This window comes from Roseateles amylovorans (assembly GCF_025398155.2).
Lineage (GTDB): Bacteria > Pseudomonadota > Gammaproteobacteria > Burkholderiales > Burkholderiaceae_C > Roseateles > Roseateles amylovorans.
Window position 1 is genome coordinate 609,176 of record NZ_CP104562.2, and the last position, 15,871, is coordinate 625,046.

Here is a 15,871-nt window from a genome sequence, read left to right on the forward strand (position 1 = left end):
TTGCCCGCCCAATACGAGATTTACCGAAAGTATGAACTCACCGTTGCGGCAGCGACCAGGCGCTGCCCGTCCCGGCCATGGTTGAGCGACTCGCGGAGCAAACGAGCGTCGACCTTGAATTGCTGCGGTTGATCGCCAAGCAGGGACGACGGGTGCCCTACCCGGTGGGCCTGGCGGCGCTCGCCTTGGCGTTGATGAGCATGAGCGTCGTCCATGGCGCGATTGCGCTGGGGTGGCTGGCAGCGGTGTACGGCGTGCTGGCGCTGCGCTGGTGGCTGCTGGGCCAACTGCCGGAGATGCATGAGCGTCCGCTGCAGCAACGGCTGAACTGGGCGGTGGGCCTGAGCCTGCTCAACGGAATGGTCTTCAGCGCTTCCCTGGGCGTGGCCCCCTGGCTCAGCGATTTCCAGCGCATGGTGCAGACCATCGTGCTGTTGGGACTGTGCGCCGGGGCGGTGGCCACCACTGCCGGACACCGCGTGGTGTTCCAGGCCTTCCTCTGGCCGGTCACGATCGCCAATGCCCTGGCCTGGGGCCTCGGCCACGATGCGGTGGACTACCGCTGGCTGGACTGGGTGCTGTCCGGCCTGATCGTCTTTTTCGGCCTGATCCTGATGAGCCTGGCGCGCGACACCTACCGGGTGTTCGCCGAATCGGTGCTCATCCGTCAGCAGCAGGTCAAGAACAACCAGCAGTTGCGCCAGGCCTTGGCCCAGGCGGAATCCGCCATGGCGGCCAAGACCCGCTTCCTGGCCTCCGCCAGCCATGACCTGCGTCAGCCGATGCACACGCTCTCGCTGTTCGGTGCGGCGCTGGCCAAGCGGCCGCTGGATGGCGAAGGCAGTGTGATCGTCACCCAGATGAACCTGGCGCTGCAGTCGCTGTCCTCGCAGATGGATGCGCTGCTGGACATCTCCAAGCTGGATGCCCAGGTGGTGCCGGTCAACAACCAGGTGTTTGCCTTGCAGCCCTGGCTGGGTCGACTGCAGCGTGAATTCCAGCCCGCCGCCCATCGCAAGCAGCTGTTGTTGCGGCTGGACTGCCCACCGGATGCGTGCGTCGAAAGCGATCCGGTGCTGCTGGAGCGGGTGGTGCGCAACCTGATCGACAACGCGATCAAATACACCCAGCGCGGCGAGGTGTCGATCGAGGTCAGCCGCGGCCAGGACGACGGCATCTGGCGGCTGTCGGTGCGCGACACCGGCGTGGGCATCCCCGAACATGAGCAATCGCGGGTGTTCGATGAGTTCTACCAGGTCGGCAATCCGGAACGTGACCGGGCCAAGGGCCTCGGCCTGGGCCTGTCGATCGTGAACCGCTTGGTGGACCTGTTGGACCTGCATCTGGCGCTGCGTTCCGCGCCCGGCCACGGCTCGAGCTTCATGCTGAACGTCACCGCCGCCGACCCCAGCGAGATCCGCCCGGACCAGGCGCCCCGCCATGGCCCGTCGCTGCCACCGATCCGCGTCCTGGTGATCGACGACGAAGAGCCGGTGCGGGTGGCCATGCAGGCGCTGCTCAGCGCGCACGGCTGCCAGGTGCTGCTGGCCGGCAGCACCCGCGAGGGCCTGCTCAAAAGCATGGGCCAGCAGCCGGACCTGCTCCTGACCGATTTCCGGCTGCGCAGCGGCGAGGACGGGATCTCCGCCGTCCGGTCCATCCGCAGCGCCTTCCCCGGACTGCCGGCCTTGCTGGTGAGCGGCGACACCGCGCCCGAACGCCTGCGCGAAGCCCATGAGGCCGGGTTGACCCTGCTGCACAAACCGGTCACCGAAGAACAATTGATCAACGCGATGCAAGCCGCCCTGGCCGAGCAACGCAGGGAGGTTTCCGATGGCACCACCGTTCGAGGAGGCGCGGCCAGCCCCGCCTGAGCGTCCGTCGTCGTCCTCATCCGGCGCGCGTGAGGACGCGCGACCGTTCGGCACGCGCTGGCTGTCCCGTCCGTTGGAGGACTGGATGGCCGAGCGGCTGCAGGGCGACCGCCGTGCAACCACCGGCGAATCCGCGGAGTCGGCCGCGCCTGAGGCATCCGGCGATCCTGTCGATTCCGCCGATCCGGTCGACCTGCTGATCGTCGGGAGCGGCTACGGCGGCGCCGCCGCGGCGCATGCCTTCGCGGGACGTTGTGATGCGCAGGGCCGTCCCCTGCGCGTCGTGGTGCTGGAGCGCGGGCGTGAGTACCTGCCCGGCGCCTTCCCCAGCCGCTTTGCCGACCTGCCGGGCCATGTCCGGTTCGCTTCGCGCGATGCGGAGTCGCCGACGGGTCGTCGCGAAGGGCTGTTTGATCTGCGGCTGGGGCCGGACGTGTGCGTCGCCCTGGCCAATGGGCTGGGCGGCGGGTCGCTGATCAACGCGGGTGTGATGGAGCGGCCGACGCCCACAGTGTTCACCGAGCCCGGCTGGCCGGAGACCTTTCTCAGCGAGGACCTGTCGCCTTGGTTCGATCGCGCCGAGCGGCTGCTGGGTGTGCGCGATGACAGTGGCGACAACACCATCGAGCGGCTGCGCGGCCACCGACCCCGTCGCCTGGCGCTGCTGCGCGAGCTCGGTGGCAGCGAGACCCGCGCGGCGCGCCTCCAGGTCGCGATGGACACGCGCCCGCGTGGCGCGGCGCAGTGGTCCCATCAGGCCTGTCTGGCTTGCGGCGACTGCGCGACCGGCTGCAACCACGAGGCCAAGCAATCGCTGGACACCGGCCTGCTGCTGCAGGCCTGGCGGGCCGGCGCGGAATTGATCTGCGGTGCCAGCGTCGAACGCCTGGAGCGCGCAGCAGGCGGCGGTTGGGCGGTCCATGTGCAGCACACCGATGAGTTGCTGCGCCGGCGGCAGGGCAAGGCCTTCGTCGTGAAGGCGCGCCGAGTGATCCTGGCTGCGGGCAGTCTGGGCTCCACGGAGATCCTCCTGCGGTCCAAGCGGGCCGGTCTGCCGGTGTCGCACATGCTGGGCCAGCGGTTTTCCGCCAACGGTGACGTGCTGGCGGTGGGCCAAGCGCTGCCGGAGCCGCTGCATGCCGTGGCCGACGAGCAGCAGCCCGCCGCGGAGCGCCAGGTCGGGCCGACCATCACCGCGGTGATGCGCGGTGGTGCGGACTTCGTGGTGGAGGACCTGGCGGTTCCCGGCGCGCTGCGACCGCTGTTCGAGGAGAGCTTTGCGCTGGCCGGCACGCTGGATGCGCTGGGGCGTCCCAATACCGGCCGGCATGAGGAGCGCGCCGAGTTCGACGATCCCTTTGCCGTCCGTCCGCACCAGACCGAGCGCTATCTGCCGATGGCGCTCATCGGTCGCGACAGCGGCACCGGCGCCCTGGTGCTGAATGACGACAGCGAGGAGCCGGGCTGCCTGGGCGTCGCCTGGCCCGGACTGCGGCACGAGCCCGACATCGCCCGCCGCCATGCCTGGATCGAGCGTCGGCTCCAGCAGCGCGGCGCCCGGCTGCTGCGCAATCCGATGTGGCAGCTCCTGCCGCCCGAGATGGCCTTCCTGATGACGGGGGCGCGCGGTCCGATGATCAGCGTGCATCCGCTGGGCGGCTGCGCCATGGCCGATCGCGGCTGCGACGGCGTGGTCAATCCGGACGGTCAGGTGTTTGTCGGCGCGGGCGATCGGGTGCATGAGGACCTGGTGGTGCTGGACGGCGCGATCGTGCCGACCTCGCTGGCCATCAATCCCGCGCTCACCATCACCGCGCTGGCCCTGCGTGCGCTCGCCCATCTGACAGCGAAGTGGGACCTCAACCACGGCCCGGGACCCGTGCGGCAGGAACGGGTGCGCCCACGCTTTCGACGGATCGAGGCGCCGAAGGCGGAGACGCCGACCGTCATTGAAGTGCGCGAGCGGCTGGGTGGCTTTGTCCGATGGCCAGGGGCGCCGGGCTCGCCGCTGAAGTACCTCGAGCTCGGATTCGTCTATCAGCCCAAGGTGCTGACCGAGCTGCTGCGGCCGGGGCCGGAGCGCCGGCTGGTCGCGGCACCGGGCAGCTTTCTTCGGGTCTACGAGGCGCGAGAGACTCCCAGCGGCCGTTTCGAGATCGTGGGACCGCGCCAGGGCGATGGCCGGCTGTGGTGGCATCAGGAGCGGGGAGATGGCAACGCCTTGTTCACCGTGCCGTTGAAGGACGCGGAGCTGGCGATCTTCCAGCGCGAGGCCTCCGGTCCGCTGCGGCGACATGCGCGCGGCCTGGCGGCCTGGGTGATGAATCGGGGCTATCGGGATTCGGTCCAGGGTGCACTGGACTGGCTTTCGCAGCGCACAGCGGCGAAGGCGCCGGACGAGCCGTCTTCCGGCGTGTGGGCCCGCATCGTCAACGCCTGGCACCTGTCCGGGCATGCCGGGGAAGTGCGGTTGATGCGGTACCGGCTGCGTATCGATGCCGACGCCGGTCTCGCCAACGGCGAGCCTTTGCCCGACTGGGCCAACGGCCTGCGCGAGGTGCTCATCCAGGGCCGCAAGCGCATCAGCTACACCCGACGCGGCAATCCCTGGACGCAGCTCAGCCGCCTGATCCTGGACCCGGTGGCGGGCCTGCAACCACCGCCCGGCCAGCGCGAGATCCGGCTGGAGCTGGACCTCCACCATCTGGCCCGCGAGCGCATGCCGCTGCTGCGCATCCGCCAGGCGCAGGACAGTCCGACGGCGGTACGCGACATCGGGGCGCTCATGGCCTACATCGCCCGCATGACCATCGGCCTGCATGCCTGGACCTTCCGCAAGCCGGACGAGGCGCCCCCCCGGCGCATCGACCGGCTGCCGGGAGCGGTGCCGGACCTGCCCACGCCCACCGTCATCGAGATGGCCGCCGGCCGTTGGGGCGAGGCCGGCGCGCAGCGCCAGGACCTGGAGCGCCGCGCGCGCGACGACGACGACCGTCCCGTGCTGGTGCGACTGACACGGTATGCACGACCCGGCGGCGAGCCGGTGCTGATGATCCACGGCTACAGCGCCAGCGGCACCACCTTCGCCCACCACTCGGTGCGCCCGGGACCGGCCAAGATCCTCTGGGATGCCGGCTACGACGTCTGGATCGTGGACATGCGCACCAGCGCCGGCCTGCCCACCGCGAAGCTGCCCTGGACCTTCGAGGAATCCGCCTTCAACGACATTCCGCTGGCGGTGGACCGGGTGCTGCGGGAGACCGGTCGCGAGCAGTTGCATGTCTTCGCCCACTGCATGGGCTCGGTGATGTTGCACATGGCGATGCTGGAACCGCGCCAGCAGCCCTGGGAGCACTTCTTCCCGCTGCGTCAGCGCCTGATGTCCCGGGTGTCCAAGCTGGTGATCTCGCAGGTCACGCCGCTGATGGTGATGTCGCCCACCAACAGCCTGCGCGGCGTGCTGATGCAGTATCTGAGGCCCTATCTGCCCTTGAGCGACTTTGCCTTCCGACCGGAGGGGCCGCCCACCTTGATGGATCAGGTGATGGACCGGCTGCTCTCCAGCCTGCCCTATCCGGACGCGGAATTCGATGTCGAGAATCCGCCGCCGCCCCGCATCCGCCGCACGCCCTGGACGGCGGCGCGCCACCGCATGGACTTGCTCTACGGCCGCGATTTCGCCGTCACCAACGTGGGCCAGCCGGTGCTGGATTTCATCGACGACCATTTCGGACCGCTGAACATGGACACCGTGGCGCAGGCAGTGCATTTCGCGCGCTGCCATGAGATCACCGACTGGCAGGGCGCGAGCGTCTATCTGGACAGTCTGGCCAAGAGCCTGGCGATGCTGCGGGCCTTCCCGGTCTTGTCCCTGCACGGCGAGGACAACGGCCTGTGCAGCGCCGAAAGCGCCGAGCTGCTGCGGGACTATTACGAGCAGGCCGCACCGGGTCGCTATCACTACCGGGTCATTGCCGGCCACGGTCATCAGGATTGCCTGATCGGGCGCGACATCCAGACGCGTGTCTTCCCTGCGGTGCTGGCCTTCCTGGCCGAGGGCGGGCCGTCGGCGCCGGGCGGGGAGGGGCGCGGCTCGTCCGATCCCGCAGCGGATCGGGCGTCTGTGGCGGCGGGTGGGGCGCCGTCGCACGGGGCCTCGACAACGGAAGGCGCCTTCACATGAGCGCCCTGTTGCTGAATGCCGAAGCCCCCTGGCACCGCATTGAACGCGGCGATCCGGAAGGGGACCGACTGCCTCTGCTCAGCGCGCTCAAGCCCGAACGTGGCTGGCCGCGCTGGATCCTGCAGGTGCCGATGGCCTGGCGCGGTGGCTGGCACTATGACCGCTTGCCTGGGGATCTGCGATTCGAGCCGTTCGTGCCGCCGACGCTGGGTGCGCCCGGTGAGCCTTGGCGCTTTGCCCTGCCGCTCAACCAGTTCCCGCCGCTGGTTGCCGGGGGGATGGCTGCTGTGGCCGCTTCGTTGCCGGCTTCAGGGCCAGGACAGCAGAACGCGCGCACCTCCGAGGAGGGGACCGAGGCGGTGCTGGCGTCGATGGGCGCCAGGATGCCATCTGCCTGCGGGTTGCTCGTGCTGGCGGTCTATCTGGAGCCGCGCGCGTTGGCGATGGAGGGCGAGCATGGCGGCAGCCTGCATGAGCTGATCGGGGACGAACTGCTGCGGCAGTTCGATGCCGCCATCGACGAGTTGCTGGCGCTGCCGGCGCATCGGTGGTGGCAGGGCTTCGTGCCGACGCCGGGGGGGCCGTGGTGGGCCGGGGCGCGCCACGATGCGATGGGCTCGAGCGTCGACGACCACGGCAACGACCACGGCAACGGCAACGGCAACGAGCCATCTGCCCAGGATGCGGCCGAGTGGCACGAGGTCTGCTTTGCGCTGGCCGCCTGCCAATATCCGCCGGGACTGCTCGATGTCAGTCCGGGCTGCGAGGCCGACCCTGCGCAGGCGGGACCGGCGATGGCCGCGCTCACGCGGCTGCACCACTTCGCGCGCACGACGGCGCTAGGCGGTGAGGTGTCGATGCTGCTGTTGGCGGGGGACCAGATCTATGCGGATGCCAGCGGCGGGCTGGCGGACTCGCGCAGTGGGGTGGAGCGCTATGCCCGGGGCTACCGCGAGTTCAAGGGGGGGCCGGTGCGGCATCTGCCGCCTTCGGTGGCGCGCATCGTTCACAGCGTCGACGACCATGAAATCGTCGACAACTGGGAGCCCGCATCGCCTGGCGGTGTCGGGCCTTGGTTTGACGTCGCTCGCCAGGCGGCGTGGGACTATCGCTGGGAGGCCGGAGCACGGATTGGCGGTCCGAACTGCCTGTGGCATGAGTTCGACTGGCGCGGCGCGGCCTTCTTCGTGGCCGATGCGCGCTGCGAGCGCGAACCGCGCCGCGTGGCCAACTGGTCGCGGGCGCGGCTGTGGTCCACCGCTCAGCGCGATGCCTTTGCGGCGTGGTTGACCCGCACCGCCGGGCGGCCGCGCTTCATGTTGTGCGGCTCCTTGCCTTTGCCGCGTCGCCGCACCACGGCCGAGCATCCATCCAGTTGCTTGCGGTCGGATGCGTGGGACGGTTATCCCCATAGCCTGCATGAACTGCTGGGCGAAGTCTGGCGTCAGCGGGCGTCGGGGTTGGTGTTCCTGTCTGGAGACGAGCATCGGTCCGGTTGCGTCACCGTCGAGCTCTCGCCCGTAGGGCGGTCAGTGCCAGAGGTTTCGGCGGCTTTGGTGGCGCCAGCCTCGGTTGGACAGTTGGCACATCTGGGCGGGAAGCACGCACAGCAGGTTCAGGACCGGCTGATCGTGCGGGACGTGCGGGACGTGCAGAAGGTGCATGAGGTGCAGGAGGTGCAGCCGCAGGCTCAGCCATCGAACACGGCCACGGATACGGACGCTGATGCTGAGGCTGACGCTGACGCTGACGCTGACGCTGACGCAACGGTCCGGATCCATTCGGTCCACAGTTCCGCGCTGTATGCGCCCTGGCCCTTTGCGGTGACGGCGGCGGAGGAACTGGCGGCGCCGGAGGTGTTCGAGTTCGATGGACCGCAGGGGCAGCGCCTGCGCTGCCGCGTGAGCGGCTGGCAGGATCATCCGGGCGACGGCTTCGCCGTGCTCAAGGTCAGCGGGGGCGAGCTGCTGCTCTGGTTCGACCGGGCCCACCGGCCGTTGTATGCCGGGGGCTCAACGCCCACGCCGGATGCGCGGCTGCCGTTGACGGCCCGCCCGTTGTGAGCCTGTCGTCGTCAGCGGGACGGACGCCACTCGCCGCTCTGCCAGCGCACAGTGCTTAATGCCGATTCATGCAGCGCAGGTTGTAGTTCTCCTGCATCTGCTGCAGAAGCTCCTTTTGCCGTGCATCCAGCGAGGCCATGGCGGCGCGCTTGTCGGCAATCACGGCGCGCATGTTGGCGCAGTGTTCGTCTTGTCGGCGCTGTTCCGCCTGGGCGGCCGCCAGTTGCTGGCGCTGGTCATCGCGCTGCTGCGACTGTTCGCGGCGCTTCTGATAGAACTTTCGCTGCGCCTCCTGCACATCCTCGTTGCAACGGGTGCGGAATTCTTCATTCAGCCCCTGAAGCGTGTCCCCACGCACACCGCGGGCCGGCGCCGTGCGAATCGCTTCCTCCAACTGGGCACAGGCCGATGTCAGGTACTGCGCATATTCCGGTGGCTTGCGCACGCTGCCGGAATAGCTCGATGAGCCATAGCTCGACGAGCCGTAGTTGGACGCGCCGCTGTTCGAGTTGCCGCCGCCGGCCGGCCCGAAAGTGCCCAGCTTTCCAGGCTGCGGCGGCTGCGGTGCGGCCGAGCCGCAAGGCCGGTCGGAGAAATACGTCGAGCCGTTGACATTGCAGCGATAGGTCTGCGCCTGGCAGATCGAACTCGTCAGCGAGGCCAGCAACAACAGCAACCAATAGCGCGCACCCATGGGAATGTCAGTTTCTTATCAATTTGTGAACAGCTTGAATTCTCGCCAATGGCTCGCACACGCGCCTGCTGGGGAAAGCCCTTCCACCCAAGGAGGGGTAGCGCAGAGTGACAAATGTCTCGAATGGCCCCGCTGGGCCGTTGGGCACTGCCGGGCCGGTCGCGTGGGCTTCGGATCCAGTGACCATGAGACACTGCCCGCGCCATGAATGAAATCGAACTCCGCTTCCAGATTCCCGCCGCTCAATGGGCCGCTTTGCATCGATGGGTTCAGGGGGAGGCGCGTCAACGGGCACGCACCGAACGTCTGCAGGCAGCGTATTTCGACACGCCCGCGCGCGACCTGGCGCGAGCCGGTTTCGCGCTGCGCCTGCGTCGGGAGGGTGAGGTCTGGGTGCAGACCCTGAAGGGCGCCGCGCCCGATGGCATGACCCGTCTGGAACACAACGTGCCGCTGGGCGCCGCCGAGCCGACCCTGCTGGTGGCCCGCCATGCGGACCATCCCGCCGGTCAAGCGCTGTTGCGGCTGCTGGCCGACCTGCCGGCGGAGGCGTTGACCTGCCTGTTCCGCACCGACATCACCCGCGTCAGCCGCGCCATGCGCACGCCGCATGGCGAGGTGGAACTGGCGTTGGACAGCGGCGCGCTGCTGGCGGGCGAGGGCGATGACGCCCGCAGCACACCGGTGGCGGAGCTGGAGATCGAGCTCAAGCAGGGCGAGCCGCGCGCGGTGCTGGAGGTGGCCCGCCAATGGGCGGTCGGGCGTTTCGGCCTGACGTTGGAATTGCGCACCAAGGCCCTGCGCGGCGACCTGCTGGCGCGACGTGAGACCTGCGCCCCGGTGTCCGAATCGAAAGCCATCCGCTGGACGGCGGATCAGACAGGCGACCAGGCGTTGAAAACCCTGTTGCGCGCCTGCCTGGAGCCGGTGATCGGCAATGCCTCGCAGATCCTGGCGGGCGTGCATCGACCGGAACATCTGCATCAGCTGCGCGTCGGCCTTCGACGCCTGCGGGTCGGCACTCAGCTGTTGGCGGCGGCGGACGAGGTCCCGCTGCAGGCGCTGGCGGCGGGCGCGGCGGCACTGTCGCGCGCGTTGACCGCCGCTCGCGATGCCGATGCGCAAGCCATGGCGCCCTGGCGCGCGGAGATCGCGGCGGCCTGGCTGGCGGAGCGGGCGGCGCCGTCGGTCGAGGCATTGCCGGCCGCCCGTGTGGACGTGGCCGCAGCGCTGCGCGGGCCCGAGGTGCAGGACTGGATGCTGGCGCTGATCGGATGGTTGGCGCTGCCTGCGTCGGAGGCGTCGCCGCCCGTGGCCTCGAGGGTTCATCCGCCACTGGCGGCGTGGGCCGCCGCAGCGGCACGGCAGATCAAGCGGTTCGAGCGTCTGGATGCGGCGGGCCGCCACCAGCTGCGGCGCCGGTTGCGTCGCCTGCGGCTCGGCCTGGAACTGGCGCTTGCCGTGCCGGGTGGGGGCGATGGCGCGAGGCTGTCGAAGAAGGAGAAGGAACAGCGAGACCAGCGGCTGGCCCGGGTGAACGCGGCGCAGCAGGCGCTGGGCGCGCTCAACGACCTGGAAATCGGATTGGCCACCACGCGTGACGACCTGGCCGTGGCGCTGGCGCATGGCGACGCCGCAGCGGCAGCGCAGGCCGGCTTCGCGCTGGGTTTCCTGCGGCCGCGTCAGGACCAGGCGCTCAGCGTCGCGAGAAAGGCGCTGCGCAAGATCCGTCGCCTGGACTGATCCGCCGCAGCGACCGGCCCGCCGTGCGCCCCTGGCCGTGCACGTTCAGACCGCTCCTGCTCCGGTGACGCGGGCGCTGCTGGCGAGCATCTCATGCACGTCGTGCGTCATCACCGCCAGGAAGGCGGCCAGCGCGATGTAGTAACTGGCGTATTCCCATTTCACCGCGGTCGGCACTGCGTAGTAGCTGAGCGCTTCCTCGCTGTCGCTGCGATAGCGCCAGGCCTTCACCACCTGAGGAAAGGCCAGCAGCGCGATCAACAGCAGCATCGGGCTGGGCCGGTAGAGGAACAGCGCGATCAGCACCGGCACGCCCAGCAGCCAGATCCGCGGGGACAGCACGGCGGTGATCCGTCCACCGTCGAACGGCGACAGCGGAATCAGATTGAACAGGTTGATGAAGAAGCCGGCATAGGAGACCGCCAGCAGCCAGTTGGCGTCGTAGCTGCGGGCCATGAAATAGCACAGCGTGGCGCCCACGGTGCCCACCAGCGGACCGGCCAGGCCGACAAAGGCCTCCGTCTGCGCGTCATGCGGCATGTCCTTGAGCTCGACCCAGGCGCCGACGAACGGAATGAAGGTCGGCAGCCCGACCTGCAAGCCCTTGTAGCGCGCGGCGATGAAGTGGCCCATCTCATGCACGAAGATCAGACCGACGAAGCCGACCGCATAGCGCCAGCCGTAGATCCAGGCATAGGCCAGCACCGACAGCAGCATCGTGCCGCCGCTGAGCAGCAGCTTGCCGAACTTGGCGCCGGACAGCAGAAGAAGCAGAAGTTTGATCATGGAGCGACAGTGGCGCGAAAGCGCCCAGCGCGTTGGCCGAGCGCGGGCGGGAGTCAGGCGCTCGGCCTGTGCCCCGCCGGCCGCTGGCCGCGCAGCAGGTGAGTCAGGCGTCCTTCTTGCGACCGAACAGCTTCAGCATCGCACCGCCGAGGCCCAGCGCCGCCAGGATCCCGACCTTCGCGAACTTCGCGAGGAAGGCAAAGATCACCGCGAAAAAGCCCAGCTTCTTCGCGCCCACACCCAGCACCAGCGCCGCCAGGCCGTACTCCGCGACCTTGTCGGTGCTCTGGTTGAAGTCCACATAGCGCTTGCCGTTGTCGAACTCCATCGCGCCCAGCAGCATCTGGGCTTCGCCTTTGTACTTGGGCAGTTCATTCAAACCGGTCACCAGGTTCAGGCTCATGTAGCCCTCGCGGCCCAGTGCATAGGTGTTGTAGTTGACGCCTTGCGGCTCATTGGCTGCGGCGCCCTTGTCGCGCGAGCTCATGGCCCAGATCAGCCGATGGCTGTCGGCGGCGTAATGCGGCTGTTCGGCCCAGCCGACGATCTCCATCGGCGCCACGCCCATCTTCTTGCGTTCTTCGTTGGCCGCCTCGGTGCCTTCGCGGTAGCTCTTGAGCATGTCCGCGGCATCCCAGTTCTTGGCGTCGTCGTCCTTGATGTAGCCGGACGCCTCGTAGCGGACGGTGGCGAACCAACTGCCGTCGCCCTCCGGGAAGATCAGGCCCTGCAGTTGCTCGTGCTTGCCGGGATTGCCCATGGCGCGCAGCAGATGGCCGGCCTCGGGTTGGGGAATGAACACCTTGCCGGCGGGCAGATGCAGCGTCGCCTGGTTGGCCAGCTTCACATCCTGCGGACCGGACTTCGCGGCCGCCTTGGCGGCGGCGAAGGCCTGCTTCTCCGCCGCCTCGGTCTGCGCGCCGGCACCGGCGGCCATGAACAGGGCGCCGAACGCCAAGGCGCTGGCCAGTGCCCGCGTCCAGCGGGTCGTCATCTTGATCATTCGTTCCTCCCGAAATCGACCCGGGGAACGGGGTCGAAGCGCGCGAGTCTATCGATGGCGAGATCAGGAAAAACCGAACTCCCCCATGAGAGGGGAGCTGGATGAGACGAATCGCACAAAAAAAGTCACGCATGCCGCTGACAAGCGGTGAGCGTCGTGGGGGCGCCATGGCGGACCGGAAGGCGGTGGATCAGCCAACGCCACTGAAACCTGACGAACGCTTGCAGCACTGACGCCGGACCTCGCAAGCAGCGGGTGGAAGGCGCCATGGCGCGTTGGCAACTGAGGCAAGAACGGGAAGCGGTATGTGGTTGAACATGGGCGGGGCTGGCGTGGCCGATCGGTCGATGGGCACGGACGATGATTGCAAGCCCGATCCGATCGACCTGTCCGGCCGCCTGCCGGTGCTCAGCCATCCACGCCTGGTGGAAATGCCCCGCGACCAGGCGAGAACCGATTTCTTTGCGGAACTGTGGGAGCGCTGCGACCTGACCGGCGAGCGGGAACGATGGGCCTTCGGCCTGTCCGTGGCCCCGGTGTTCACCTTGCACCATCCAATGCGGCCCGAGGTGGCGATGGAGCGCGCCTTTCCATTTCGAGATCCCGCGGACCCGCGCCGGGTGCATCCGCGCTTTGCCGACGCCCGGGGCGAGGTGTCGTCCTGGGTGACCGTTGACAGCGCCAAGCTGCTGGCGCGCACGGCGGAGTTCCTGGCCAACGCCGGCGGGGTGCCGCGGGCGGCGATGGCTCGGCTGAGCAAGGCACTCGAACGCGACGTGCTGCAGGAGATGCAGCGGCTGGTGGTGGCCCGATTGGAGCCGCCGCGTTATGAGGTGCGACAGCTGAGGTCCTGCGACCTGGTGCCGCATGAACAGGCACTGGTGGGTCAGCACGGCCTGTTCGCATTGCCGGAGGATGTTCCGGAACGCCGCCATACGCTGAGCAACGGCCGCATCCTGGGGCTCTACCTGGGCGCGTACCTCGAGACGGAGGAAGAGGAAGCCGCCTACATGACGGCCTATCCGGACGCCGGCTCGTTCCTGTTGGATTTCGCGCGTCGTGGCGGACGGTTGGTGGGCTTGTGCGGGCTGGGGGCGGCGAATGGCGTGGTGTTTGCCAACACCGCATTGATGCCGGGCGCACCGGCACGTTACGACAACGACCGCATCAATGCGCTGTACATCCCCTTCGATCTGCAGATGCTCGATGGCCGCGGCAGGCCTTGTCACGAAACGGTGATTGCCTTGGTCGCGCTGGATCGCCTGTACGACGCCGGCAACCCGACGCGCGAGGTGCGGGTGGACTACGGCGAGGATTTTCTGCGGGAGTTCGACAGCAAGATGGCCGAGGTGCCGCTCCCGGCGCTGGTCAAGGAAGAGCCCATGGTGCCGGAGGCCGCGGTCTCCCCCATCGCCTTCCTGGACCGTCGGGATGTCCGGGTGGTGCGACCTCTCACCCAGACAAGGTCTGACGCGGAAGCATCGTTGTCGGCAGCCGCCCGTGTTCGGCGCCACAGCGAAGGCGATGTGGCGATCATCGCGCCCACCTGGATGGCCAAGCGGGCGCGGCGATCGTCCGACCTCCCATCGACATCGACAGTGGCATTCAAATCGCCATCGCCATCGCCATCGCCATCGCCATCGCCACCGACGTCCTCATCACCGCCGACGTCCTCATCACCGCCGACGTCCTCATCGCCACGGACGTCCTCATCACCGCCGACGTCCCCATCGCCACGGACGTCCTCTTCGCCACCGATGTCCCCATTGCCACGGACGTCCTCATCACCGCCGACGTCCCCATCGCCACGGACGTCCTCTTCGCCACCGATGTCCCCATTGCCGCGGACGTCCTCATCACCACCGACGTCCCCATCACCACGGACGTCCCCATCACCACCGAACTCGCCATCACCGACGGCATTCGCATCACCGCCCGCATCGGCATCGACCACGGCCTCCTCCAACCTCCCAACGCGGCACCCGGCTGTGGCTGAAGGGGGATTGGACGATGACGGTCCGATCGCGCTCCGCCCCCACGATGGCGGCGGCGTCCCGTGGCCCGTGTTGCAACGGGTGCCGGTTGAGGAACGCAGAAACTTGGTGGTGAGCCCGTCACGCTTTGAAGGTCAGAGCCTGCGCGGCCATCTGCTCCAGGTGATGACCCGGGCCTGGACGAAAGGCTGGCGTCTCACTGCGGAGGACACCGACCGTGTCCTTCGCGGCGGGTGGCTCGCCCGGGCGCCCGACCTGGTGAAGGACGTGCTGTCGATCTACGATTTCCCTGAATTGCTGGATCTGATGGCCAACCGGCCGCAGAAGATGAATGAGCCCACACCCGACTATGTGCTCCGGCTCAATCGTTGCGCCAGCCTGCCTGAGCATTTGCATCGCCTGCTCTCCAATGTGGGTGTTGGAATGAATATCCGTCGAACGAATCGCCAACTGGCGACGTTGGCCATCGAGCGGCTGCCGCTTGCCACGGAGCAGGACCTCGCCGGGATCGGGTGGCGCTCCGACACCCGGATCGGGCTCGGCCACGGGGTGAGGCTGTTCCTGGACGCCAGAAGGCACGGCTGGAGGGTGAGCGTTGCCGATTTTGAACGCCTGACGCAGGTGACTCCTGCGCAGGCCCGGCGACTGATCTTGATGCTGAACGTCCATGACGGGGTCTGCGACTTTGTGGAGGCGCACCCCCCGCGCGAGGGTGAGTTGGCCAGCCACTACGGCTGGCGCCTGGCGTACGCCGCGTCCGCGACGTCCGGGCTGCAACAGGCGCTCCGGAGTCTGTTTTGGCTTCGGAGGAGGGTTCCGCTGAACGCCTCGCGGATGGACGCGACGCCGCACGATGCCGGCACGGAGGGGGACTCCTGGCAGCGGATGGCTCGCCGGGTCGGGATGCCACAGGGCTGGATGGAACCACCCTCCAAGGGACGGACGCCTTTGCAACTGGCGCGCAATATCGCCGCATCGTGGAACCTGTACTTGCCGCAGGTACGGCTGACGGGCGACATGTTGAGGGAGGTCTGCGACATCCCGGAGGATCGCGCCAGGGTGCTGGCCACACTGCCCGATCATCCCCTGGAGGCAGGCCTCATGGGGGAGGAGCCACAGTTCTACCGCGAGACCGACAAGCACTACAGCAATCGAATGAAGCGGCGCGGCATGAGCGCCGAGGCGGTGGATCGCTTCATTCTCGGCGCCCCCCCGGACCCGAAGGCGCGCGTCAGGCCGGCTAACAGGCACAAGGTTCGGGCCGTTGCGGAACCGGGCGTTGTGCAGGCGTTGCATCCCACCCTCGCGGGGATCCTGCGCGGGCCGCCGAATCCCCTGCGGCCAGGCCTGGACGCTGCAGGACCGACCACGGCTCAGGCGTCGAAAGCCGCGAGGGTCGATTCGAGCAATTCCGACTCGACGGGCTTGATGGATTCGATGAGCACATCAGGCGCATCAGGCGCACCGGAGGCTACTGGCACAGCTGGCACCACCGTCACAGCTGGCGCAACCGTCATGCCGGTCTGAACAT

Annotated in this window: 8 protein-coding genes; 5 read left to right on the forward strand and 3 right to left on the reverse strand. The window is 68.4% G+C overall.

The annotated features are described in order from the left end of the window. Positions 1–77 precede the first annotated feature (77 nt). From N4261_RS02620 to N4261_RS02630, 3 genes are read left to right on the forward strand one after another with little or no spacing between them, the layout of a single operon-like run. Complete coding sequence (locus N4261_RS02620) at positions 78–1,874, forward strand: ATP-binding response regulator (RefSeq protein WP_261758684.1); 1,797 nt, start codon at positions 78–80, stop codon at positions 1,872–1,874. After that, positions 1,834–6,057, forward strand: coding sequence for a GMC family oxidoreductase N-terminal domain-containing protein (locus N4261_RS02625; protein ID WP_261758685.1), 4,224 nt, complete (start codon positions 1,834–1,836; stop codon positions 6,055–6,057). The genes N4261_RS02620 and N4261_RS02625 overlap by 41 nt, the downstream gene beginning before the upstream one ends. Then, positions 6,054–8,120, forward strand: coding sequence for an alkaline phosphatase D family protein (locus N4261_RS02630; protein WP_261758686.1), 2,067 nt, complete (start codon positions 6,054–6,056; stop codon positions 8,118–8,120). The genes N4261_RS02625 and N4261_RS02630 overlap by 4 nt, the downstream gene beginning before the upstream one ends. Positions 8,121–8,175: 55 nt before the next feature. Here the strand turns inward: N4261_RS02630 and N4261_RS02635 are convergent, their stop codons facing one another. Next, positions 8,176–8,814 (reverse strand): hypothetical protein, encoded by a 639-nt coding sequence (locus tag N4261_RS02635; RefSeq protein WP_261758687.1) that lies wholly within the window; start codon positions 8,812–8,814, stop codon positions 8,176–8,178. 204 nt (positions 8,815–9,018) lie between these two features. Here N4261_RS02635 and N4261_RS02640 point away from each other — a divergent pair, with 204 nt between their 5' ends. Continuing rightward, positions 9,019–10,557, forward strand: a complete 1,539-nt coding sequence (locus tag N4261_RS02640) for a CYTH domain-containing protein (RefSeq protein WP_261758688.1) — start codon at positions 9,019–9,021, stop codon at positions 10,555–10,557. A gap of 45 nt (positions 10,558–10,602) precedes the next feature. Here N4261_RS02640 and N4261_RS02645 read toward each other — a convergent pair whose 3' ends face one another. Further along, entirely contained in the window at positions 10,603–11,343 is a 741-nt protein-coding gene (locus N4261_RS02645) for a site-2 protease family protein (RefSeq protein WP_261758689.1), read from the reverse strand. A gap of 103 nt (positions 11,344–11,446) precedes the next feature. Beyond that, positions 11,447–12,337: a DUF2167 domain-containing protein gene (locus N4261_RS02650; RefSeq protein ID WP_435532047.1), complete on the reverse strand. Its 891-nt coding sequence runs from the start codon at positions 12,335–12,337 to the stop codon at positions 11,447–11,449. Positions 12,338–12,651: 314 nt separating this feature from the next. Between N4261_RS02650 and N4261_RS02655 the strand changes: the two genes are divergently transcribed. After that, positions 12,652–15,867 carry a hypothetical protein gene (locus tag N4261_RS02655; RefSeq protein ID WP_261758691.1) on the forward strand — a complete coding sequence of 1,072 codons (3,216 nt, stop codon included), beginning with the start codon at positions 12,652–12,654 and terminating at the stop codon, positions 15,865–15,867. The last annotated feature ends 4 nt before the right edge of the window (positions 15,868–15,871 follow it).

Coding starts and splice junctions, on each gene's coding strand:
- N4261_RS02620 (WP_261758684.1), top strand. CDS start 78: ATGGTTGAGCGACTCGCGGAGCAAACGAGCGTCGACCTTGAATTGCTG.
- N4261_RS02625 (WP_261758685.1), top strand. CDS start 1,834: ATGGCACCACCGTTCGAGGAGGCGCGGCCAGCCCCGCCTGAGCGTCCG.
- N4261_RS02630 (WP_261758686.1), top strand. CDS start 6,054: ATGAGCGCCCTGTTGCTGAATGCCGAAGCCCCCTGGCACCGCATTGAA.
- N4261_RS02635 (WP_261758687.1), bottom strand. CDS start 8,814: ATGGGTGCGCGCTATTGGTTGCTGTTGTTGCTGGCCTCGCTGACGAGT.
- N4261_RS02640 (WP_261758688.1), top strand. CDS start 9,019: ATGAATGAAATCGAACTCCGCTTCCAGATTCCCGCCGCTCAATGGGCC.
- N4261_RS02645 (WP_261758689.1), bottom strand. CDS start 11,343: ATGATCAAACTTCTGCTTCTTCTGCTGTCCGGCGCCAAGTTCGGCAAG.
- N4261_RS02650 (WP_435532047.1), bottom strand. CDS start 12,337: ATGACGACCCGCTGGACGCGGGCACTGGCCAGCGCCTTGGCGTTCGGC.
- N4261_RS02655 (WP_261758691.1), top strand. CDS start 12,652: ATGTGGTTGAACATGGGCGGGGCTGGCGTGGCCGATCGGTCGATGGGC.